Below are 22,787 nucleotides of genomic sequence, written 5' to 3'. Positions count from 1 at the left end.
CACCCGGTGCAGCCCGGAGGTGGGCGCCGTGCCCGCGCCCGCCTCCGGGCCTGCCGGTCGTACCGCCGGCAACCCGCAGGAGGCCTACAGCGGGGTGCGGTTCAGCCTGACGAGGGCGGTGAGGAGCGCTGCAAGCGTCCACGTCGCGAGGACGCCGTATCCCTGCCACGGAGCGAGCGCCACGCCGATCTGGTCGACGGCTGCCGCGGCCGCGACGTCGGACTTGGCCACGAGGGCGCCGGCCCATCCTGGGAGGACAGCGATCAGTCGCGGGCTGCCCAGGAGCTCGATGGCTTGGGGGAGGAGGAACACGATCCCCAGGGCAGACACGAGGCCGGTGGTGGTGCTGCGGCTGAGGCTGCCCAGCGATGCGCCGAGGACCGCGGCGGTCAGGGCGTAGAGGACGAACCCACCGAGCATCCGGCTGGTCTCCGGCGCGAGGGGATCGAAGCCAGGTGCGAGGTCGTGCTTGAAGACCTGGAGGGCGAGGAGAGTGAGGCAGAGGGTCGTCGCCGCGGTGAGTGCCGCGGCGATGCCGGAGGTGAGGGCCTGGGCAGCCAGCACGAGGCCTCGTCGAGGGGCTGCGAGGAAGGTCGAGCGCACTCCGCCGGAGGAGTACTCGGTCGCGGTGATCATCACGCCGATCGTGATGATCGGGAGCTGCGATGCGACCAGTCCCAGCGTGAGGAGGTCCGATGTCCGCGGAGCCGGCGCCTGCGTGGCGTAACGAGCGTTGTAAGCCATGTACAGGGCGACGGCGCCGTTGGCGAGGATGGCGGCCAGGACTCCCCAGCGCGTTGACGTCAGGGTCCACGCCTTGCACCACTCCGCCTGGAGGACCCGCGGGAACGTGACGCCGCGGTTGCGGGGGAGACCGGTTGCTGTGGCGAGGGCTGACCGCGTCGGCCGAGGGTGTTGCGCCGACGGGCGAGCGGGCTCAGACATCGCGCCTCCGGGTCCGGATGATTCCTGCCAGGACGGCAGCGCCTGCCCAGCCGATCGTGATCGCCACGTTGGCCCAAGGGTCGAGAGGGGCGGCGTCCATCGAGCGGAGCACGTCGAGGAACTCCTCGCTGGAGGTGACCGCGCTTGCGGCGTGGCCGGGAAGGAAGGCGGTGATGGAGGTGAGAGCCCCGGGTGCGCCGATGGTGGCGAGGTCGAGGATGAAGATGGCGAAGGTCGCCAGGACCGCGAGGACCGTGCGGCCTACGAGCAGACCGAGGCCGAAGCAGAACGTGGTCGCAGCGACGAGGTAGAGCGACGTGCCCAGCCACATCCGGGTCGTCTCCGGCGTCAGCTCGGTCGACAGCTCACGCCCGAGACCGGTGGTAAGCGTCACCGCGGCCGCCAGCCCGAGTGAGAGCAGGGCTGCGGCGGTGCTCGTGGTGATGGTCACGACGGTCCTCGCGAGCAGCGCGGGGGTCCTGGTCGGGACCGCGACGAAGGTGCTCGCAGCGCTCCGGTTCGCCGTCTCCCCGCTTCCCAGCAGGACCCCGAGGAGCAGCAGCGGGAACTGCGTGAGGATCGTCAGGCTCACCACCCAGTAGGCGAGCGTCCCGTAGCCGTCGGCAGGGACGTTCGGGTCGCTCGCTCCGATGAGGGCGAGGGCCGGCGTCAGGAGGACGGAGACGGCGAAGACCACGCGGGTGGAGCGCAAGCCCCAGACCTTGAACCACTCCGACGCCACGGCGCGTGCGAAGGTCACGCCGACCCTCGAGGGCATCCCCACCGGTGGCGCTCCGGCCGCATGCGTGCTCATCGCGTGGCCCCTCGTCCTGCGTCGTCGCGGTTGGAGGCATACTGCGCGGCCTGAGCTGTCAGGCTCAGGTAGGCGTCCTCGAGAGTCCCCGACGCGGTGGACAGCTCGAGCAGGTTGACGCCAAGGCGCGCAGCGAGGGCCCCGACCGCTGCCGCGTCCGTGCCCGAGATCTCCAGTGTGCCGGCCTCGTCGGTGGTGACGCGGGCACCGAGCTCCCGGGCGGCGGTCGCGAGCGTCGACTGATCATCTGCCCGGACGCGGACCAGACCCGCGCGCTCGGACGTGGCCAGCAGGTTCTCGAGGTCGTCGTCGGCGAGAAGGCGTCCCTGGCCGATGACGATGATGCGGGTCGCTGTCTCGGCCAGCTCGCTCATGAGGTGGGAGGACAGGAACACGGTCCGCCCCTCGGCGGCCAGCGCTCGAAGGAGACCGCGGACCCACAGGACGCCGTCGGGATCGAGTCCGTTGACCGGCTCGTCGAGGATGAGGGTCGCGGGGTCGCCCAGCAGGGCGGCGGCGATGCCGAGGCGCTGCCCCATGCCGAGGGAGAAGGTTCCCACTCGACGTCGGGCGACCGACTCCAGGCCGGTCAGTGCGATGACCTGGTCGACGCGGGACCGGCCGATCCCGTGCGTGCGAGCCAGGCCCATGAGATGGCCGACGGCGGTGCGGCCGGGGTGTGCGCCGCGTCCGTCGAGCATGGTGCCGACCTCCTGAAGCGGCGCGCGGAGGTCGGCGTAGCGTCGTCCGTCCACGGTGGCGCTACCCGATGTGGGCCGCTCGAGCCCGACGATCGCGCGGATGGTGGTGGACTTCCCGGCTCCGTTCGGGCCGAGGAAGCCGGTCACGACACCGGGCCGCGCGACGAAGGAGAGGTCGTTCACCGCCGCGACGGAGCCGTAGTGCTTCGACAGGTGAGATACCTCGATCATGCGTCCGCTCCACTCTCGCCGGCGTGGTGCCGGCGACAGCAACCACGCTAGGAAGTGGCCACCGCGTCGGGGACGTCCGTGGTGAGGAGATCGCGCACCCGATGCCCTCCTCCGAAGGGAGGAGCGCGGCGGACCAGGGGGCTAGAGACCCGGGCTCCGATCGAGACCGGCTTCGTGGGCCACGATGACGGCCTGGACCCGATCACGAACGCGGAGCTTCGCAAGCAGCCTTCCCACGTGGCTCTTCACCGTCGTCTCCGAGAGCACGAGGTAGTCGGCGATCTCTGCGTTCGACATTCCTCGAGCGATGCATCGCAGGACATCGGTCTCACGGGGCGTCAGGGATCCCAGCCGCGGGTCCAGCGCATGTGGTTCGGCTCGCTCGGTCGCCGTCGGCAGGTGCGGAGCGAACAGGTCGAGCATCCGGCGCACCACGCGCGGGGCCACGACCGAGCCGCCAGCGGCCACCGAGCGGATGGCCTCCACGAGCTCCGCCGGACGAGCGTTCTTCAGCAGGAACCCGCTGGCCCCCGCGCGCAGCGCCGAGAAGGCGTACTCGTCCAGGTCGAACGTCGTCAGCACCAGCACCCGGGATGAGGGGTGCTGAGCGACGATGCGCGCCGTGGCCTCGATCCCGTCCACACCGGGCATGCGGATGTCCATGAGCACGACGTCCGGAGACAGGGCCGCGACCTGGGTGAGCGCGACCGCGCCGTCGGATGCCTCGCCAACGACCTCGAGGTCGGGCTCGGACTCGATGACCAGGCGGAAGCCCATGCGCAGGAGCTGCTGGTCGTCCACGAGCAGGACGGTGGTCATGTGTCGATCCCCGATCCGTCGCGCGAGACCGGGAGCAGGAGGCGGACATACCATCCGCCCTCGGGCCGCGGTCCCGCCGTGAGGCTTCCACCGATCAGGTCGGCGCGCTCGCGCATGCCGATCAGCCCGCGGCCGGTCCCGCCGCCCAGGCTGGGGAGTCGTCCGCCGTCGTCTCGCACCTCGACCTCGAGCGCATCGTCGAGCTGCCGGATGATCACGTCGACCGCCACGGCGCCGGGGGCGTGTCTCAGGACGTTGGTCAGCGCCTCCGTCACGATCCGCACCACCGCGAGACCGGTCGCGGTCTCCAGCGCGGCGACGAGCTCAACACCACTCTCCGCCACCGACATCCCGACGGCGCGGAACCGATCGAGCACGACGCGCAGATCGGCGTCGACGGGGTCGGCCAGCCGGCCGGCCGCCGCGGCCTCACCCCCACGGGGGTCGAGCGCCTGAAGGACGTCCTGCATGCCCAACAGCGCCGAGCGGCCCGTGGCCGACAGCTCACGCAGTGCCTCGCGAGACCGGTCAGGAGCACGGTCCATCGCCGCTCCGGCCCCGTCGGAGAGGGCGACCATGACGGACAGGCTGTGGGCCACCACGTCGTGCATCTCTCGCGCGATGCGTGCACGTTCCGCGGCGCGGGCGAGAGCCGCGCTGCTGTCCCGTTCCCGGACCACCGCGCGATAGCGCTCGAGGAGTCCCGCCGCGTGCAGACGCCGCGCCCGGGCCACCGAGCCGGTTGCCATCCCCAGGCCCAGGAGGACGAGAAGCACGAGCAGCGACACCGAACGGCGACCGCCCGAGAACGGAGGAGCAGCCAAGAACGCGGCCGGAACGTAGTCCTCCTCTGCCGTGGCCGGTTCCATCCACAACAGCATCTCGGCCACTCCGATGCGCTCCCACCACCAGCACGCCGCACCCAGGACGAGAAAGGACGCGACCGCCGCGGCCCACGCGGTCCGAGAGGTGCGCTGTGACGCGACCGAGTAGAGCGCACAGGCGAGACCGAGACCGACAACGCCCAGCACGCCGGCGAACCCGAGCGACACGACACCCGCCATGGTCAGTGCGCCGGCCACGAGCAGCGGTCGCGAGCGGCGAACGAGAAGAAGCGAGGATGTGACGACCGAGCCGGCCAGCCAGGCCACCGTCATCGTGTGGAGCGGCGAGGAGCTCGGGTCGAACAGACCGAGAGCGGTCGAGCCCCGCACCGTGGAACGCATCGCGAGCGTGCCGAGACCGCCGACGAGAAGGACGACCACGCTCCACAAGACGTCGGACGCCCAGGGTCGCGCGGCCAGGGCCCGCCCCACCGGCCCTCGCCGTCTCACGTCGGACTCCTGCAACCCGGTCGGGCCCCCGAGCCCCGACTCCTGCCCAGGCCGCGTGCTCATGTCGGCTGCACTCATCGTCCTCACCTGTCACCCGACCCCCTGGCCAGCGAAGAGGGTGGGACACGCACGCTACCGACGAACTGCCAGCGTCACGACCCACCTTCGGGATGAGGAGCCCGACGTGTTCTCCTCCCATGTGATGAAGGCTCGAGCCCCGCTGCGGGTCCGGCGAGCAGCCCGGACCTCTCTCGCGGGTGCCGAGCAGGGGCAACGACGCTGTGGACGGGTGGCGCCGCGGGGCGACACCGGGACGTGCGTCGGTCAGGACGAGATGTCCTAGAGGAATCCCTCGCGTGCGGCGGCATCGACCGCCTGCCTTCGTGTCGATGCACCCAGCTTCCGGTAGAGGCTGGATGCCTGCGTCTTGATCGTGTTGACCGAGAGTCCGAGATCGCGAGCGATGTCGCTCAGAGGGTGACCCTCGGCGAGGTGCCGGAGCACGACGAGCTCTCGAGGGGTGAGGGCGGGACGCTGGACGGCAGGCGGAAAGAGACGTCCGGTCGCCTCCATGTGCCTGAGGGCGGCGTCCAGGACGCCATTCGGGCCGCGGCCGAGAGTGCTCAGGAGATCCTCTGAGACGGTTGCGTACAGTCGCGTCAGGCCCAGGTGGTCGATCGCCTCGTTGAGGTGGCCGAGCGGGACGTGGGTCGCCGAGCTCCTGGCCGACCGCTCGATGTCGGCGAGGAGAAGACGGGCCTCGATGACGTCGATGAGCGGATGGGGGCTTTTGGACCGCGCGATCTTCGCGGCGATCCGCCGTGCTCGTCTCGAGTCCCCTGACAGGTGCAGGGCTCGCGCGTAAGGAAGAGAAGCGCCGGGCGTGTCCTCGGGTTGCGCCTGGTGTCTGGCAAAGAATGCCTCGGCGGATCTCGTGGCGTCGTGGGGGTCGCCGATGCTGACGAGTGCTTCGACCTCGGGTCCTATGAGCAGGCGTTCGTTCTCGAAGCGCTCGTGGTTGGGGCTGTTCGATCGCCACCGGTAGAGATCCAGGAGGGCCCCGGTCGCATTCCCGTTGTAGATCTTTCGCCTGGCGAGGGTTCGGGCTACGAAGGGCCACATCTCGGTGCCGCGGAGTGAGTCGCTCTCGGCTGCGAGCGTGGTCGGTGACGGCTGGAGTCTCTCGACGCTGACCATCTCTCGTGCGATCCGTGCCGGGAGCCTTACGAGCGGGTCGAACCAGGGGTGGCACTGGTGCTGCTCGGCTCGATCCGCCCAGGCCTCGGCGTCGTTGAGCTCGCCACTGAGCGCGTGAATGACAGCGAGCTGGCTTGCGGCGTTGACCACGATGTACTCCGCGTCGATCCCGCCGCTCAGCGCGGCTGTGTAGGCGCGTCGGGTGGTGGTCCTCGACAGAGAGGTGTCGCCCTGAAGTAGCTGGGTCATGCCGACCTGGAACTCGCACCACGCGAGGAGCCCGTGGTCGGTGAGAGTTCCTCGCTCTGTCTGCTTCTCGATCTCGGCTGCGACGCGAGCCCCCAGCTGAGCCGCCTTCTTGAGCGACCCGTTGATGCGCTCATCGATGATCTGGCCAACGAGCAGATGGAGAGTTACTGCACCGCTGCGGTTGGACCAGAGGGCGTGGATAGCGGTGGAGGCGCGTCGTGCGACCGTCTGGATGGTGGCACGACGGTCCGGGGCGTCGAACTCAGCGAGCGTGCGATCGAATATCGCCGTAGCGAGGCTGAGGAAAGGAAACTTCTTGGTGGCCTCGCTCGGAAGATCGGTAAAGGCCCATGTGGCTATTTCGGCGGACCGGGTCACCAGCCCCAGTCCGTGTCGTACCCATAGTGCATGCATGGTGTCCCAGTCCTCGCCGTAGCGTGCATGTCGCAGCGCGAGGCCGACCTCGGGGTCGGATATCTCCTGGGAGAGCGCTCTCGCGAACGCGCGGTGGATGTCCCGAGTCTCCCGTTCGGTAAAGGGTGATCCGGTTCTTTCGATCGATCGCCGAAGGTCCGGTGGTAGCTCGTAGGTTGTCCTCGCGGTGCCGTCTCCGTCGACGGCGACAGGCGTCAACGAGTCGACGAGATCGCTGTCCACGAGCTCCAGATGGGTGCGCGTCACCACCGGAGTCAGCGAGATCGCCTGGAGTGGGTGCTCTCGGGCGCGGCCCACCGCGGCCAGGATTCTTCGCATGTGTTCATCCTGACCCATCTCCCTGCTCTGTGGTGACGCATGCGGGAGCGTGTCGCGTTTGAGCACGAGTTGCAACGGTCTGCAATCTGTAGATGAGACGACACCCGCTGAACGGGTGAAGTGACGGGTGATCTTCCTGGAGGCGGGAGGACAGCAGCTCGGGGGCCCGCCAACCATCGAACCCGGGGGCTCACACGGGGTGAGACGCCCATGCCTGTTCGCATCGCTTAGGAGTCTCGATCGTGACGTCACAACCACGCAGAAGCAGTCCGCCATCAGCATCGCCGGGTTCGACTCGAGGACGGCGCCTTCGACGCGCCGTCGGCGTTGCGCTCGCCAGCACGGTTGCTCTCGCGGGGGGCATCGCCAGCGCACAGGCTGTGGAGGCAACCGTCCCGGTCGCCTCCAACCCTGCGATGCCCGATCGATGCGATCTTGATCTGGCCATCAGCCTTGACCTGTCCAACTCGGTGGCGGACGCTCAGCTGGAGCAGGCCAAGGCCGCTCTCACGGCGCTGGCCGAGGACCTTCAGGGCTACCCGGTCCGGCTCGCTCTGCACAACTTCGCCTCCGACGCCCCCGCGACGGCAGACGCGTCCAACCAGGCCCTGCCGCTGACCGCCCTCGATGCCGAGGGGATCTCGCTCATCTCCTCGCACGTGGCGGACCTTCAGCGTCCGGCGTCGGGGGCGGGCGGGACCAACTGGGACCGCGCCTTCGCCGCCGTCACGTCTGCGCCTGAGACGTACGACGCGCTGCTCCTGGTGACCGATGGCAACCCCACGCAGTACGGGAGCCCCGCTCAGGGGCCCGGCAGCTCGACCGATGTCGCCACGATCAACGCGGCGGTCACCAGCGCGAACGCTCTGAAGGCGGCCGGCACGCGCGTCATCCCGATCGGCGTGAACGACAACGTCACGGGTGCTGGCCTGGTCGAGTTCCGCGAGAACATCAGCCAGGTCTCAGGAACGGTCGAGGGCAGCGACTACTACGTCGGCGGGTTCGACGCGCTCCGGCAGACGCTGGTGCAGATCGTCAACCAGAACTGCGCTGAGATCGACCTGCAGAAGTCGGCGCAGCTCGCGGCCGGTGCCTACGGCTACGCCGGAGACACGGTGGAGTACTCCTTCGCCGTGACGAACACCGGTGCGGTCACCCTCGGCTCGGTCACCCTCGTCGATCAGCTCCCCGGCCTCTCGGAGATCACCTTCGGCCAGTGGCCCGCCGCCGCAGGAGTGCTGGCGCCGGGGGAGAGCGTGAGCGCCACCGCGACCTACGTCCTGACATCGGAGGACATCGCGCGTGGGTATGTCGAGAACACGGCCAGCGTGACCGGCACCCCGCCCGCCGGGGACCCCGTGGCGGACGACGATGACGAGACCGTCCCGGTCAACCCCAGCTCCAGCATCTCTCTGACGAAGACCGGCGCGCTCAGCGAGGGAGCGACAGGCGCGGCGGGCGACCTGGTGAGCTACCAGTTCACCGTCACCAACACCGGCGCGGTTCCGCTCACCTCCGTCTCCCTCACCGACGAGATGCCCGGCCTGTCCGAGATCGAGTTCGGGTCATGGCCCTCTCAGCCCGGAACCCTCGCGCCGGGGGAGTCGGTCAACGCAACGGCCACCTACGTCCTGACTGCGACTGACGTGGACGCGGGGCTTGTCGACAACATCGCCAGCGTGACGGGTAACCCGCCCAGCGGCCCTCCGGTCGAGGACGAGGACGAGGACGAGCAGCCTCTTCCCCAGACGCCGAGCATCGAGCTGGTGAAGACGGCGGCCCTCGCAGCAGACGCCACCGGACGCGTCGGTGACGTCGTCACGTACTCGTTCCTGGTCACGAACGCCGGCAACGTCACGCTGCGTGATGTCACCGTCACGGACCAGCTTCCGGGTCTGTCGGCGATCGTCTTCGGTCCGTGGCCCGCTCAGCAGGGGGTCCTCGCCGCGGGCGAGTCGGTGACTGCCACCGCGACCTACTCCCTCACGCAGGCAGATGTCGACGCCGGGAGGGTGGACAACACCGCGACCACGACGGGAACTCCTCCGCAGGGCCCTTCGGTGAGCGACGAGGACGACGAGACCGTCACCATCAGCCCCACGCCCGCGATCGAGCTCGTCAAGACCGGGAACCTGGCGGCTGGCGCCGCGGGCGTCGCAGGTGATCGGATCGAGTACGCGTTCACCGTGACCAACGTCGGCAACACCACGCTGACCGGTGTCACCATCGCTGACGAGCTGCCCGGTCTGTCGGAGATCGTCTTCTCTCAGTGGCCGGCGCAGGCGGGAGTCCTTGCTCCCGGCGAGTCGGTCGAGGCGCGCGCGACCTACGCGCTGACGCAGGCTGACGTCGACGCCGGGGTGGTGAACAACCACGCGACCAGCACCGGCACGCCGCCCAGCGGTCCGCCGGTGCAGGACGAGGACGAGGACGAGCAGCCGCTCCCGCAGCTGCCTCAGCTCACGCTGGTGAAGAGCGGCAGCCTGGCGGAGGAGTCGACTGGGGTCGCGGGCGACCTGGTCGAGTACACGTTCGAGATCACGAACGTCGGAAACGTGACGCTCACCGCAGTCGACCTGACCGACGAGCTTCCGGGTCTCTCGGCCATCACCTTCGGCGAGTGGCCTTCCCTCGAGCGTGTTCTCGCGCCGGAGGAGTCGGTTGTCGCGACCGCGACGTACACCCTGACGCAGGCCGACGTCGATGCTGGACAGGTGGACAACACGGCTTCGGCCACGGGTACCCCGCCCAGCGGCCCGCCCGTCAACGATGAGGACGACGAGACCGTTCCTGTTCCCCAGGGACCTCGGATCGACCTGATCAAGACCGGCGCCCTCGAGCAGGGAGCTGCTTCAGGTGTGGGTGACCAGATCCGGTACTCCTTCACGATCACCAATGCTGGAAACGTCACCTTGAGCGGTGTGGAGCTCCATGACAGCCTGCCGGGTCTCTCGCAGATCGTGTTCGACGCCTGGCCGGCCGAAGCGGGCGTCCTCGCGCCCGCCGAGTCGGTGACCGCTTCGGCCACCTACACCCTGACGCAGGCCGACGTCGACGCCGGACAGGTCCACAACACCGCGACCACCACGGGGAATCCCCCCAGCGGTCCGCCCGTGGACGACGAGGACGAGCACGAGCAGCCCGTCCCCCACGTCCCCGCGATCGACCTGGTCAAGACCGGTGCGCTCGAAGCCGGCGCCACGGGGACGGCAGGTGACCTCGTCATCTACACCTTCCTCGTGACGAACACGGGAAACGTCACGCTCGACGGCATCGTTCTGACCGACGAGCTTCCGGGTCTCAGCGCCATCACGTTCGGTGAGTGGCCGGGCGCCGCGGGCAGCCTGGCCTCGGGGGAGTCCGTGTCGGCGACGGCGACCTATCCGCTGACCCAGGCTGATGTCGACGCCGCTCGGGTCGACAACACCGCCACCGTGACGGGCCTCCCGCCGCAGGGGGATCCAGTGAGCGATGTCGACGACGAGACCGTCCCCGTCGAAGCGGTCTCGGCGATCCAGATCGTCAAGACCGGCGGCCTGGGCAGCGACGCGACCGGCAAGGTGGGAGATCTCGTCACCTTCACCTTCACCGTCACCAACACCGGGAGCACGACTCTCCGCGACGTCGTGATCACCGACGAGCTGCCGGGACTCACTGCCATCACGTACGGGCAGTGGCCCCTCAGCCCGGGAACCCTTGCGCCGGGCGAGAGCGTCGTGGCCACGGCCACGTACGCCCTCACCAAGGAGGACATCAACGCCGGAGAGGTCAACAACACCGCGACTGTCACCGCGGTCCCGCCCCAGGGCCCCAACGTCACCGATGACGACACGACCCGTGTCGAGATCACCCCGACGCCCAGCCCGAAGGCGACCGAGCCTCTGCCGTCCACCGGTGCCGCCAACACCGTGGGGCTAGCCCTCGTCGCGCTCACGGCGCTCGCGCTGGGCGGTACCGCCCTGCGTCTTCGCAAGGCGCGCGCCTAAGGCCCGGCGCGTGCGGCTCCCCCCTCCGCACGCGCCGACCTAGATGAAGGGTGCGGCTCCTTCTCAGGAGCCGCACCCTTCATCGCCTCCGGATGATGGAAGAGCCTCCGCCTGCGCGGCCTGACCGAGGTGTCCGGTGTGCTGGGTGACCTCGCTGGGTGCGTGGGCCTCTTGAGAACGATCGGTTGCGCTCTTCCGAGAGCCGCAGAGACCTCGGCGGGCCCGGTCGGCGCGCGTGGCTGAAACCACGCGCCCTGCTCGGGGTAGGAGACTCACCCGGATGACGCGTCGTCTAGCCAGGTGCCGAGTGGCGGTCGATCGCGACCGCCGCCGGGAACCCGGCCATCCGTCTGCCTAGTTAGTTGGCGGGAGGTGGAGGTCGTTGCGGACGGAGCGCTCAGCCAGGACGTCGATGAAGTCCGTGATCGGGGCGTCCGAGAGAGTGAGGACCCTCTCTTCGACTCGAGTCTTGAGCGCGGCCTTGTCGAGCTCTGGATGGAGCGTGTGGATCCGCTCGACGACCGTGCTCACCGTCCGGTTGCGGTCGAAATCGCGCGTTGCGCGGACCATCGTGATGCCACTCCCTCGGGAAGCTGCCACTGAGTTGACGGCGTAGTCAGACTAGATCCGCAGGTGAGCCAGCGCAATCGTGTTGAGCCCTTGGGCGCCGGCGGAGGGTGCCGCCGCGCCGAGTGATCTCGTCCTTTCCTTCCATGCCCGGTCTGCCCTGAGTGTCGGTCTTGTTGACCGGCACCCCTAGCCCTGGCGTGGTCCGCGCGTCAGCAGCCGGTCAGGGCTGCCACGAGGTAGGGCGCGTGCGCCGCCGCGCCGATGACCGCGAGGGCGGCGACGTAGAGGCCTGCTAGGACAGTCGGGATCGTGCCGGTGGGTCCGACCGCGGGCTGAACGAGCTGGCGGACCCGGCTGGGACCGGCAGCAGCATGGAGAGCCTCGGCGGGGGCGTGCGGGGGAACGCTGTGTCCGGATGGGTTGCTGAGCTTGACCAGGGCGCTGACGAGCGCCGACGTGCTGGTGCGGCGACGTGCCTGGTCGTCAGCTGCGATCTCGAGGTAGTGCGGCAGAGCGTCGGCCGCGGCCCGGATCAGCGGGACCCACCGAAGGAGTGCGGCAAGGCTGGTGACGAGCATGTTGATGGCGTGATGGTGCTGGCGCAGGTGTGCCTGTTCGTGGGCCAGGACGGCGTCCAGCTCGACCGCGTCGAGCGTAGCGAGGGCTCCGGTGGACAGTAGGACTCCACCGTGTCGGCGTGGGAGCGCGAGAGCGAACGGGTGGTCCGAGTCGATGACGGAGACCGTGTGCCCGCGGATGATCCGTCGTCGCGCGGCCAGGAGCAGGCCTTCGGCGGCGTGGCGGGATCGCCGCTCCCGATGGAGCACGTGGGAGGCCAGGCTGGTGGCTAGCGTGAGCCCGAACGCAGCGGGCAGCGCCAGGAGCAGCGCGGCCGGGACCGCGGTGCTGGAAGCGTCGAGCCCGAATGGGGTGGCTGCGGCCAGACACCTACGGCAGACGGCGGCCGCAGGCTCTGGAAGCAGTGCGGGCCCGGAGCCGGCCCAGGCAAGCACCGGGCCGACCGCGAGCAGCGACCCTAGCCATGCGACGACGCCGGTGCTGGTCAGGGCGATCGCCAGCCGTGGGATGCGGACCAGTGTCGGCGCGGCCTGTCGGAGCAGCCACGGGCCGGCGATGGCGAGGGTGATCAGTCCGCCGGCGAGGAGGGCCGTCAGCGCGAGTGCGGTCACGGCTCCTTCCCCCGGTCGTGGTCGTCGAGGTAGCTGCGCAGGAGGTCGAGGTCGTCCTGCGGCATCGAGTTGATGAACTCGAGGATCGACGCCCTGCGGTCGCGGCTCGCTCGAAGGACCTGCTCGATCTGCTCGGCCGCGTGCTGTTCCCGGCTGGTCCGGGTCGCGTACCGGGTCGAGCGGTTCTGCCGGGTGATCGTCAGCAGACGCTTGCGATCCAGGTTGGTCAGCACCGTCGCGATCGTGGTGTAGGCGGGGTGGGAGGCGAGGTGGTCGATCACTTCGCGGATAGTCGACGGCCCGTTGTCCCACAGCACGTCCATCACCTGCGCCTCGAGCGCCCCCAGCCCGAACCGGCTCGGGGCCGCGCCAGACTCGTCGCTCACCGCGCGTCCTCGAGTCGGCCGGGGCTCACCGGGCAGGCGATCTGGCCCCGAAGTCGCCGCTCCAACGCCGCGCCCGTCAGAAGCATCGCACCGACCGCGAGGAACGGCTGGACGGGGGCGAACCACGTGAGCGCCCCCGAGTAGCCGAGGGCCAGGAGTGCGAGCTTGTTGCAGACGGGGCAACCCACAGCGAACCACGCTAGGAACCCGCCGGCCACGCCCATGCGACTCGCTCGTCGACCCTCGTCGTCGAGGGCGGTCGAGAGGGTGGCCGGGTCCTCAGAGGCGGGACGGACGTACGTGGCGACGAGCATGCCTGACAGGGCCGAGGTGAGGAGCCACACCGGGTAGTTCCACCACACCGGCGGAACGTCCCGACCGAAGGCCGGGTTGGGGATCAGGACCGTCGCCAGTCCGATGACGAGGGTGACCGCGAGGCCCGCCGTAACCGCGACCCACAGCTCACGCGCGGTCCAGGCCCGCAGAGCGTGAAGAGTCAGCGCGAGGCCCCGCTGAGTGGCGCGGCTGCGTGACTCCGAGAGGGGAAGCATCCATCCCATTGTGCCACGAGTCGACTATCCGCCTTAGTCGACTATCTGCGATAGTAGAGCGTGGCGTCCTCATCGGGACGCACTGTCGTGATGTGGGGAGAGTGCCCGTGCCTGTCCAGCCGAGCCGTGCGTCTGGGAGGCGTCGTTCTTCGAACCCTTCCTGGCTGGTACCCGTCGCAGTGCTTGCCGTCGCCGCCGTCATCGTCGCACTGGTGCTCGCGATGAGCCGGAACCGTGACTCCGGCGCGGAGCCGGCAGCCACAGCGCCCGTTCCCGGGGGTCCAACCGAGGTGCAGGGACCCGAGCAGCTCGACCTCAGGTCGGCCGAGCGTCGGGAGGCGGACGATCTGCTCGCGGTGGGACCAGTGGATGCGCCCGTCGCACTCGTGGTCTTCTCCGACTACCAGTGTCCATTCTGCGCGCGGTGGAGTGCCGAGACGCTGCCGCTGCTGATGGATCACGTCGATGCTGGCGAGCTGCGGATCGAGTGGCGCGACGTCAACGTCTTCGGGCCTGCATCGGAGCGCGCGGCTCGCGCCTCGTACGCCGCAGCAAAGCAGGGCGTGTTCTGGGAGTACCACGACCGTCTGTTCGAGGGCGGTGCCACCCGTACCGAGAACGAGCTAGGCGACGAGGCGCTGATCGCGCTTGCCGAGGAGCTCGGTCTGGACGTCGAGCGCTTCACCGCCGATCTGGCCTCGGCGGAGACGGTCGCGCAGATCACCGAGAACGCCCAGCTCGGCATCGACCTGGGCGCTTACTCCACCCCCGCCTTCATCCTCGGCGGGCAGCCGATCGTCGGCGCGCAGCCGTCGGCGGTGTTCCTCGACGCGTTCGCGGCCGCTCTCGCCGCAGCGAGGTGACCGGGATGGACATCGGGCTCCTTGCCGCCTTCCTCGGCGGCGCGCTCGCGCTGCTGAGCCCGTGCGGAGCGCTGCTCCTACCCGCGTTCTTCGCCTCGACGGTCGGGACGGGACCTCGGCTGCTTCTGCACGGGGCCGTGTTCTACCTCGGGCTCCTCGCGGTGCTGGTGCCGCTCGGCGTCGGCGCCGGCACAGTCGGCGCGCTCTTCGTGACCCATCGCCAGGCGGTCGTGCTCGTGGCCTCGCTGGTGATGATCGTTCTCGGTGCGGCCCAGGCGCTCGGCTTCGGGTTCGACCCGGCCCGGCTGCTGCCCGGCCCCGACTTGCACTCGCGTGCCGCGGCCAGCACGGGTATCGCCAAGACACTCCTGCTCGGGTCGGCCAGCGGAGTCGCGGGCTTCTGCGCGGGGCCCATCCTCGGCGCGGTTCTGACGCTGGCGGCGGCCCGGGGCGACACCCTCGCCGCAGCGCTGCTGCTCGCCGTCTACGGTGCCGGCATGGTCGTGCCACTCCTTCTCGTCGCCCTGCTGTGGCGGCGGCTGGGCGCCCGCGGCCAGCGGGTCCTCCGGGGCCGCTCGTTCACGCTGCTCGGCCGGCGGCTGCACACGACCTCCGTGGTCAGCGGCCTGCTCATCATGGTCGTCGGCGTCGTGTTCTGGACGACGAACGGCCTCGTTGGGACGCCGGAGCTCGTCCCGATCGCGGCACAGGCGTGGCTGCAGGAACGGGTGGCCCAGCTGAGCGGTCCGGTCCTTGATGTCCTCGTCGTCGTCATGGTGGCGGGCGCGATCCTCCTGGTCTGGGTCTGGCGACTACGGCGGGACCGGGGCTCTGGAGGCCTGATCTCGGGCGGTCCGGAGGCCCCGATCGTCGAGCAGGGTGGGAACGAGCAATGAGTCGTCGACCCCGGCCCCGCACCGTCACCGCTCTCGTCGTCGCCTCAACGCTCCTACTGGTCGGGTGCGGCTCGCCCTCACCCGAGGTGGAACGCGAGCCCCGCGTCGTCGGAGAGCTGTTGCCGGCCGTCGACATCAGCGAGATGCGACTCCCGATCCCGGACGAGGAGCTGCGGGTGGTCGAACCCGGATGGGTGACCGAGCCGCAGTATGCCGATGGCATCTATCTCGGCGGCGCCGAGCGCGACGGGGTCCTGGAGTTCACGGCGCTGGCGGACACCGGCGAGGTGCTGTGGTCGGCGCAGCGGCCGGCGAGCTGTGCCGGGTTCGTCGTCACGACCGACGGAGCAGGCCGGGCTCTGGCTGTGCTCACCGACACCGAGACCACCGGCGAGGCGCTAGCCGCGGTCACCGCGACGGCCTATGAGCTGGCGACGGGGAGAAGGGTGTGGGGTCCGGTCGAGGTGTCCGGGCCGCACCAGGGCCCCGGCCTGGTCTTCGCTGCTCCGCCCGCTGGGATGATGGGTGAGACCGGGCCGCGGACGGCGCTGGATCCCGGTACCGGTCGGGTTGCCGTAGCCGAGACGGCCTCCGGGGAGGTCCGCCTCGTTGGTGAGTACGGCGGCGTCGTGCTCACCGTCGAGTCCGATGCCTTGGTCGCGCGGGCGACGGCCGATGACTCCGAGCTCTGGCGTGTCGAGCTCGCCGACCATGGGTGGGGCTCGAGCGCCGTCTCAGCCTCGCCGGAGGCTCCGCCGGCACCGGGGCTGGTGATCCTCACCGTGTCCGACCCGGCGGATGCGCGCGGCGTACTGATCGACCTGGGCTCCGGTGCAGTCCTGAGCGAGAGCGTCACCGAGGTGGCCGTCGATGCCACGAGCGGTGCTCTCGTCACGCTCGACGGGGCGACGCTGCAGGCGTTCGACCGCGACCGCGAAGCACTGTGGTCACAGACGGTGGCGCCCGGAACGACGATCGCGGCGCTGGGCGGCGTTCTCCTCTACCTGCGCGAGGGTGACGTGCTGCGGGTGCACAACGTCATCACCGGAGCGGTGGCGGAGGCGTACGACCCGGGGAGGGAGGGCGCCATCGTCGTTCCCTGGCAGATCGCTCCCAACGGAGCCAGCGTGCTCGTGCACGACCGCGGCTACCTCGTGGCGACCGTCTACGAGCCGGAGGGTGCGGGCGACGCCGGGCTGTGAGCCTTGGTCATCGGTGAGCCCGAGCCGGCCGACGGCAGGTCGGCGCGGCCCGGGCGATCGTGTCGGCGCGGTCAGACGTTCTCGTAGATACGGATCTCGGGCTCGGCCTTCAGCAGCGGGGCGAGGCCGGCGACGACATCCGTGGTGAACAGATCGCTCGACAGATAGGCCTGCGCGTCAGCGACGGTCTCGAAGCCGTGCAACACCTGGACGTCCTCCTCGCGCACGAGCAGCTGCTTGCTCACCGCTCCGCGCACCGTGTCGAGGAACGGCTGTCGGTAGCGCGTGTAGACGTCGGCGGCCGCGGGTCGATCGGCCTCCTCGACGGTCAGGGTGATCTCCAGATAAGCCATGGTTCTCCTTCGTGTGCGGCCTCGGCGGCGGCCGGGGACGTGGCGCGGGACGGCCACGCCTCAGGCTAGGAATGGCCTCTCCGTGCCGGTAGGGGAGCGCTGCGAATGCGGTCATAGCGCTCACGTATGACCTTGTCCCCTCTCCTGCTGGCGTGCTCCCGCCTCCGGCCATACAAGTGGGTTATCGCTGGATTCGTTCGCTCGGGCTACCGGCTGCGCCGTCCCCGCCGTAGCGTCGGTCGGCGGATGGGCGCGGGGCCCGTCCGGCGAGCCCGGGAGGCGTCCAGCCATGGCGGCATCCGCAGTCACGATGCGAGTCCGAGCCCCCGGGGCGCCCCTGACGGCCGAGCTCGTCGAGGTTGAGCCGCCGATGCCGGGGTGGGTCCGGGTGGCTGTGGTCGCGAGCGGGATGTGCCGTGCTGACCTGGCGACGGCGGCCGCTGGCGCGGGTTCGCTCCCCGTGACCCCAGGGCACGAGATCGCCGGAACTGTCGCCGAGGTTGGCGCCGGCGTGGCGGGTTGGGACGAGGGTGACCGTGTGGCCGTCGGGTGGTTCGGCGGCAGCTGTGGGCACTGCGACGCGTGCCGTCGAGGCGATGTCGTGCACTGCCCGGAGCGGATGGTCCCCGGTGTGAGCTATCCGGGCGGCTGGTCTCAGTCCGTCACCGTCCCGGCCGCTGCCCTGGCGCGCGTACCCGAGGGGCTTGACCTCCGCGACGCGGCACCGATGGGGTGCGCCGGCGTCACGACGTTCAACGCCCTGCGGCGCTCGGGGACACCTTCTGGCGGGCGGGTCGCAGTCGTTGGGCTGGGCGGCCTCGGGCATCTGGCGGTCCAGTTTGCGGCGCGACTGGGCTACGAGGTCATCGTGGTCGCCCGCGGGGCGGAGCGCGAGGGACCGGCACGGGAGCTTGGCGCGCACCACTACGTCGATTCGACCGTCCTCGCGCCGGGGGCGGCCCTGGCCGAGCTCGGCGGCGTCGATGCCATCGTCGGCACGGCGCACCGGACGGCTGCGTTGGCGGAGCTGTCGACCGGTCTGCGCGCCCATGGGCGGCTAGTCCTCGTCGGTGTCGACGGCGAGCAGCTTGCGATCCCGGTGGGGCAGCTGGTGTCGAAGGCGCAGACCGTGACGGGCCAGCTCACAGGCAGCCCGCTCGACACCGAGGAGGCCATGAGGTTCGCCGTCCTCACCGGGGTGCGGCCCGTGATCGAACGAGCGCCCCTGGGCGCCGCCCAGGCAGCGCTCGAGCGCCTGCGCGCAGGCGAGGCCCGGTTCAGGATCGTGCTGGACGCGACGACCGGTGGGGTCGTCGATGGCTGAGGCACCCGCGCGGGACTCGGCGGCCGAGCCGTCCGCCGTCGATGCGCCGTCGCGGCCCGATCCGGAACGGCCCGCTCTGGACCAGGTGCAGCGTCGGACCATGATCGTCCTGATCGTCGCCCAGGTCGTCGGGACGGTCGGGGTCGGAGTCGCCCCGTCGATCGGCGTCCTCATGGCGGGAGAGGTCACCCAGAACGAGGCGTGGGCAGGGCTTGCGCGCACGGCGAGCACGCTCGGTGCCGCGCTGCTCGGTCTACCGCTCGGCAACCTCGCCGCACGGTTCGGACGCCGTGCCGCGCTCACGACCGGGTGGTGGATCGCGGCGGCGGGCAGCGCGGTTCTCGTCGTCGCCGCGCAGCGGAGCCAGGCGGTGCCCATGTTCGTCGGCCTGCTGTTGATCGGCGCGGGGTCGGCCGTCAGCCTGCAGTCCCGGTTCGCCGCCACCGACCTGGCGGAACCCCGACACAAGGCGCGTTCGCTCGCGCTCATCGTGTGGGTCGGGACGGTCGGGTCTGTGCTCGGCCCGAACCTGGGGGTCCCGGGGCAGGTCGTCGGTGACCGTGTCGGGTTGAACGTCTACGCCGGCGCCTTCCTCATCGCCGCGGTGTTCCTGGCGCTGGCCGGACTGGTGGTCGTGGCCTGGCTGCGTCCGGACCCGCTCCTCGTCCTGCGAGGGGAGGCGGCGACCGCTCAGGTTCCAGTCAGTCAGGCTCACGCGCCCGACGGGGCAAGACGCCCCGGTCGGATCCGGGTCGTGCTTGCCGAGCTTCGCGTGAACCCAGGTGCCCGCCTCGCGCTCGTCGCGATCCTCACCGCCCAGGTCGTCATGGTCTCGATCATGACCATGACGCCGGTCCACATGGTGCACCAGGGCGGCTCCATCGCCGTCGTGGGTCTCACGATCAGCCTCCACGTCCTGGGGATGTATGCACTGTCGCCCGTGGTCGGCCATCTCGTCGACCGACCTGGGGCTCGGGCCGCGGTCCTGGTCGGCGTCGCGGTCCTCCTCGTCTCGCTCGTCATCGGTGCGGTCCGGGCGCACGACACCGGCTGGATCGTCGTGTCGCTCGTCCTGCTCGGTGTCGGCTGGTCCTTCGTCAACGTTGCGGGATCCGCGCTCTTCGCTGCGGTGGTCTCGGACAGGACCAGAGCGTCCTCGCAGGGCGGGGTCGACGCGTTGGCGAACCTCTGTGGCGCCACCGCCGCGTTCGCCGCCGGCCCGCTGCTTGCGCTCGCGGGCTTCTCGATGCTGTCGCTGTGCGCGATCGCCGTGCTCGTCCCGCTCACGGTGCTTGCGCTGCGTTCGGCCTCCTCGTTCGTGTCCGGCCCTGGTCGGCGCGAAGGGAGCGGATCGTGAACCGGCAACCCACGATGGATGTCGATGTGGTCGTGGTGGGCGCCGGTATCGCGGGCCTGACTGCGGCTCACGCCGTGCTCGACGCCGGGCGAACGGTCCGGGTGCTCGAGGCGCGAGACCGGGTCGGAGGACGAGCTCTGTCCCTCGACGTTCCCGGTGGGGCCGTCGACCTAGGAGCGACCTGGTACTGGTCGAACGAGCCGCGCGTGCGGGAGCTGGTCAGCCGGTTCGGTCTGCGGACGTTCGCGCAGCACCGGGAGGGAGACGCTCTTGTCGACATGCCGCCACAGGCGGTTCAGCGGCTGGCTGGCAACCCGATCGACTCACCCGCGACCCGCATGGTCGACGGTGTGCAGGCACTTGCGCTGGCCCTGGCGGCGGCGCTGCCGGCCGGCACGGTGTTCCTGGGCACACCGGCGACGGGCGTGAGCATCGACGCTGCCCGTGTCCGGATCGACACCCCTCGCGGCCGCATTCTCGGTGATCAGGCGATCCTCGCTGTCCCTCCGGCGCTGGCCGTGGAACGGCTGACCTTCGCGCCGGCCCTGCCGACAGCGCTGCGGACGACGGCCGAGGCCACGCCGGTGTGGATGGGCGGCACGGTCAAGGCCGTCGCGGTCTACCCGGAGGCGTTCTGGCGCTCGGAGGACCTGGCAGGAGCAGCGGTCAGCTACGCCGGCCCCTTCCGGGAGTTCCACGACCACAGCGGCCCGTACGGGACTTCGGCGGCGATCTTCGGGTTCGCGCAGGCCAAGGAGCTGTCGGCGACAGCGTCCGATGCCCAGATCGGCGAGGAGCTGGTCGTCCAGCTGCGGCGTATGTTCGGGGAACGGGCCGGCCGGCCCGTTCAGGTGCACGTGGTGAACTGGAGCAGGGAGCGCTTCACCTCGCCACACGGACCCGTGATCCGTTCCGGCCCGATGTCGACGCAGACCTTCGGGGCTCCCGTCTACCAGCGGCCGGTCCTTGGTCGACTGCACTGGGCGTCGACGGAGACGGCCACCGCGTACGCGGGTCACGTCGAAGGAGCCATCGTCGCCGGTCGGCGGGCGGCCGACCGCGCCGTTCGCGCGCTGTAGTCGGGCGCCTGCCCCTCCCCACCTGTCGGGGAGCGCCGTGGTGTCCCGAACGTGCGCTCTCGCCCGGGACACCACGGCGCGGATCAGCTCCCCGTGGGCGGAACGAGTCGCGCCACGATGTCGTCGCCGCCGTCGTCAGCGAGGACGAAGAACGACCCGTCGGCCGCGGCGATCCCGTGGTAGTCCCCGATCTCGGGCAGCTCCCAGGTTGCGGTGACCCGGAGCGTGTCCATGTCGACGACGAGGAGCGACTGGTAGGTCTTCGACAGGAGGAACATGGTCCCGTCGAGGATCGTCGCCCCGACCGGGTAGTAACCGGACAGGTCGACCTCGCTCTCCCCCGCGGTCAGGACTCCTTCGCGCGCCAGCTTGTGGTCGGGGCCGAACTCGCTGACGACGATGAAGTCTCCGGTCTGCGGAGAAGGGACGCTGACGACCGCGTAGCGTCCGGTGTCCTGGTCCATCGCGATGCTCAGCGCAAAGGCCGACTTGGCCCGGATCGTCTGGAGCATCTGACGCGACTTCACCCCCCAGAGCGGTTCCAGGTCGCCCGTGCTGCTGCGGTACTCCTTCCAGGACTCCCAGTCGTCAGCCTCGTCGGCGCCGACCCGCTGCGCGCCGTAGAGCGTCTTGTTCCAGGCGAGCCCGACGAGCTGGTTCGGGCCGAGGAACATGGCGTCGGTCGTCTCCCGCACGTTGTTCCCGTTCACAGTGTCGAGGACCGCGCTCGACACGACGGTGGAGAAGTCGTTCTCGACGTAGTACAGGCCGCCACCGGTCGACACGATCCCGAACAGCCCAGTCGCCTCGTCGTAGGCGATCCCGCCGGCGCGGCCACCGAACGGTCCGACGGCCTCGAAGCCGAGCGGCGTCGTGTCGAGCAGCTCAAGGGTGCCCGAGACCGGCACAGGAGCATCGGCTGCCGAACCCGTGTGCGCCATCTCGACATCGTGCACGCCAGGGATGTGAACCATCGGCGGGCTGTAGCTGTGGACGGTGAGAGTGCCAACTCGCTCCCACAGATGCAGGCTCCAGTTCGGAGCGGTCTTGGTGATGTCGAGCGTCATTCGCGGCGGCTGACCCGTCCCGGTGAACGGGGGTGGCCCATCGATGATGAGGAACTGCACGCAGTTCAGGAGGATCATGGCGAACGTCACTGCGCCCGCCACTGTCGAGTACCTCGAGTAGCGCTTGACTCTGATCTCGCGGCCACCGAACTCGGCGAGAAGCCGCTCATCGCGGGAGACCCACAGGAGGCCGACCGCGGCAAACGCAATGATCACCCAGAATACGAACGTTCCCCAGGTATAGGTGTGGACGCCGAAGACGTCCTCCGCAAATCCCTGCCCCACGTCCCTCGGTGCGTAGCGCATCCACTGGATCACCGTGGCGTAGAGGAAGAACACGGCGGTCAGGATCAGGGTGAACAGGTACTTCCGCCGCGGTCCGTACCGAAGGATGAAGAGCGCCAGGATGGCGACGACCACCATCCCGAAACGCTCGAACCCACACAGCGTGCAGGGGGACTCCCCATGGACGAAACCCAGATAGATGGTGGCGATCCCGACAGGGAGCGCCATCACCAGGAGGGCGGCGCTGGCGACGGCAATGTTGAAGACCCGCTCGGAGAACACGCTCACGACCCACGCCGTCGGCGTGGGGGAGCTGGCAGCTGTGTCGCCGCCGTCGGCAACGTGGGTGGTCGTAGGTGAGGGCTTGGTCGTCACGTCTTCGTCCCCGGGCTCAGAGGTTGACCTGGGGAACGATCGACGTGCTCACGGCGATCATGAACATGACGACAGCGATGGCCAGGGCAGCGACCAGGAGCCGGAATGCCAGCCGCTCCCGTTTTGGTCGGAACAGAACGAAGAACACTGAAGCGGCGCCAAGGCTATAGGTCAGGAACTCCACAATCCACTCATCTCGCGTGTGTCTACCAGGGACCCTTGCGAGGCAGCCGCTATATGCGCCGGAGAACGTCAGCCTG

The 22,787-nt window shown here is 69.9% G+C and carries 20 protein-coding genes; 7 read left to right on the top strand and 13 right to left on the bottom strand.

The genetic code is table 11. The features are described 5' to 3' along the window. Positions 1–84: 84 nt before the first annotated feature. The 6 genes from EDD28_RS04445 to EDD28_RS17860 form a co-directional block, all read right to left on the bottom strand. Positions 85–945, bottom strand: a complete 861-nt coding sequence (locus tag EDD28_RS04445) for a hypothetical protein (RefSeq protein ID WP_123738510.1) — start codon at positions 943–945, stop codon at positions 85–87. Further along, the gene (locus tag EDD28_RS04440) at positions 938–1,705 is read right to left on the bottom strand and encodes a hypothetical protein (protein ID WP_148059543.1); all 768 of its coding nucleotides are present in this window, start codon (positions 1,703–1,705) and stop codon (positions 938–940) included. The genes EDD28_RS04445 and EDD28_RS04440 overlap by 8 nt, the downstream gene beginning before the upstream one ends. Before the next feature lie 50 nt (positions 1,706–1,755). Continuing rightward, positions 1,756–2,691 (bottom strand): ABC transporter ATP-binding protein, encoded by a 936-nt coding sequence (locus EDD28_RS04435; RefSeq protein WP_123738508.1) that lies wholly within the window; start codon positions 2,689–2,691, stop codon positions 1,756–1,758. 141 nt (positions 2,692–2,832) lie between these two features. Then, on the bottom strand, positions 2,833–3,510 hold the full coding sequence (locus EDD28_RS04430; protein ID WP_123738507.1) for a response regulator: 678 nt from the start codon (positions 3,508–3,510) through the stop codon (positions 2,833–2,835). Beyond that, positions 3,507–4,736, bottom strand: a complete 1,230-nt coding sequence (locus EDD28_RS04425) for a sensor histidine kinase (RefSeq protein WP_211339111.1) — start codon at positions 4,734–4,736, stop codon at positions 3,507–3,509. The genes EDD28_RS04430 and EDD28_RS04425 overlap by 4 nt, the downstream gene beginning before the upstream one ends. Positions 4,737–5,183: 447 nt before the next feature. After that, a complete protein-coding gene (locus EDD28_RS17860) occupies positions 5,184–7,043 on the bottom strand; it encodes a helix-turn-helix transcriptional regulator (RefSeq protein WP_170169352.1) in 1,860 nt (619 codons plus the stop codon). 416 nt (positions 7,044–7,459) lie between these two features. Between EDD28_RS17860 and EDD28_RS04415 the strand changes: the two genes are divergently transcribed. Further along, positions 7,460–11,029 carry a DUF7507 domain-containing protein gene (locus tag EDD28_RS04415; protein WP_123738504.1) on the top strand — a complete coding sequence of 1,190 codons (3,570 nt, stop codon included), beginning with the start codon at positions 7,460–7,462 and terminating at the stop codon, positions 11,027–11,029. A 354-nt stretch (positions 11,030–11,383) separates the two neighbouring features. Here EDD28_RS04415 and EDD28_RS17265 read toward each other — a convergent pair whose 3' ends face one another. From EDD28_RS17265 to EDD28_RS04395, 4 genes are all read right to left on the bottom strand, one after another. After that, complete coding sequence (locus EDD28_RS17265) at positions 11,384–11,599, bottom strand: three-helix bundle dimerization domain-containing protein (RefSeq protein WP_123738503.1); 216 nt, start codon at positions 11,597–11,599, stop codon at positions 11,384–11,386. A gap of 209 nt (positions 11,600–11,808) precedes the next feature. Beyond that, positions 11,809–12,789 carry a M56 family metallopeptidase gene (locus tag EDD28_RS04405; RefSeq protein ID WP_123738502.1) on the bottom strand — a complete coding sequence of 327 codons (981 nt, stop codon included), beginning with the start codon at positions 12,787–12,789 and terminating at the stop codon, positions 11,809–11,811. Continuing rightward, entirely contained in the window at positions 12,786–13,175 is a 390-nt protein-coding gene (locus EDD28_RS04400) for a BlaI/MecI/CopY family transcriptional regulator (RefSeq protein WP_245967913.1), read from the bottom strand. Before EDD28_RS04400 ends, EDD28_RS04405 begins: the two co-directional genes overlap by 4 nt. Continuing rightward, the gene (locus tag EDD28_RS04395) at positions 13,172–13,726 is read right to left on the bottom strand and encodes a hypothetical protein (RefSeq protein WP_245967912.1); all 555 of its coding nucleotides are present in this window, start codon (positions 13,724–13,726) and stop codon (positions 13,172–13,174) included. The genes EDD28_RS04400 and EDD28_RS04395 overlap by 4 nt, the downstream gene beginning before the upstream one ends. A 179-nt stretch (positions 13,727–13,905) precedes the next feature. On the opposite strand from EDD28_RS04395, the gene EDD28_RS04390 reads away from it, so the two are divergent. Genes EDD28_RS04390 through EDD28_RS04380 form a run of 3 tightly spaced genes read left to right on the top strand, consistent with a single transcriptional unit; the run spans position 13,906 to position 16,687 of the window. After that, entirely contained in the window at positions 13,906–14,589 is a 684-nt protein-coding gene (locus EDD28_RS04390) for a DsbA family protein (protein WP_245967911.1), read from the top strand. Between the two features lie 5 nt (positions 14,590–14,594). Further along, positions 14,595–15,485 carry a cytochrome c biogenesis CcdA family protein gene (locus EDD28_RS04385; protein ID WP_123738501.1) on the top strand — a complete coding sequence of 297 codons (891 nt, stop codon included), beginning with the start codon at positions 14,595–14,597 and terminating at the stop codon, positions 15,483–15,485. After that, positions 15,482–16,687 carry a hypothetical protein gene (locus tag EDD28_RS04380; protein WP_148059542.1) on the top strand — a complete coding sequence of 402 codons (1,206 nt, stop codon included), beginning with the start codon at positions 15,482–15,484 and terminating at the stop codon, positions 16,685–16,687. Before EDD28_RS04385 ends, EDD28_RS04380 begins: the two co-directional genes overlap by 4 nt. A gap of 71 nt (positions 16,688–16,758) precedes the next feature. Here EDD28_RS04380 and EDD28_RS04375 read toward each other — a convergent pair whose 3' ends face one another. Further along, entirely contained in the window at positions 16,759–17,040 is a 282-nt protein-coding gene (locus EDD28_RS04375; RefSeq protein WP_123738499.1) for a hypothetical protein, read from the bottom strand. Between the two features lie 289 nt (positions 17,041–17,329). Between EDD28_RS04375 and EDD28_RS04370 the strand changes: the two genes are divergently transcribed. The 3 genes from EDD28_RS04370 to EDD28_RS04360 all read left to right on the top strand — a co-directional run bounded on the left by EDD28_RS04370 (position 17,330) and on the right by EDD28_RS04360 (position 20,800). Next, on the top strand, positions 17,330–18,364 hold the full coding sequence (locus tag EDD28_RS04370; protein ID WP_123738498.1) for an alcohol dehydrogenase catalytic domain-containing protein: 1,035 nt from the start codon (positions 17,330–17,332) through the stop codon (positions 18,362–18,364). A 100-nt stretch (positions 18,365–18,464) separates the two neighbouring features. Next, on the top strand, positions 18,465–19,721 hold the full coding sequence (locus EDD28_RS04365; RefSeq protein WP_245967909.1) for an MFS transporter: 1,257 nt from the start codon (positions 18,465–18,467) through the stop codon (positions 19,719–19,721). Beyond that, positions 19,718–20,800, top strand: a complete 1,083-nt coding sequence (locus EDD28_RS04360) for a flavin monoamine oxidase family protein (RefSeq protein WP_211339110.1) — start codon at positions 19,718–19,720, stop codon at positions 20,798–20,800. Before EDD28_RS04365 ends, EDD28_RS04360 begins: the two co-directional genes overlap by 4 nt. Positions 20,801–20,883: 83 nt before the next feature. Here the strand turns inward: EDD28_RS04360 and EDD28_RS04355 are convergent, their stop codons facing one another. Together EDD28_RS04355 and EDD28_RS17260 are read right to left on the bottom strand one after the other, a co-directional pair. After that, positions 20,884–22,527: a disulfide bond formation protein B gene (locus EDD28_RS04355; protein ID WP_123738497.1), complete on the bottom strand. Its 1,644-nt coding sequence runs from the start codon at positions 22,525–22,527 to the stop codon at positions 20,884–20,886. 16 nt (positions 22,528–22,543) lie between these two features. Then, positions 22,544–22,711, bottom strand: a complete 168-nt coding sequence (locus EDD28_RS17260; RefSeq protein WP_170169351.1) for a hypothetical protein — start codon at positions 22,709–22,711, stop codon at positions 22,544–22,546. Between the last annotated feature and the right edge of the window lie 76 nt (positions 22,712–22,787).

This window comes from Salana multivorans (genome assembly GCF_003751805.1).
GTDB lineage: Bacteria > Actinomycetota > Actinomycetes > Actinomycetales > Beutenbergiaceae > Salana > Salana multivorans.
The sequence above is the reverse complement of the archived record's forward strand: the minus strand, read 5'-3'. Positions and strand labels throughout refer to the sequence as shown.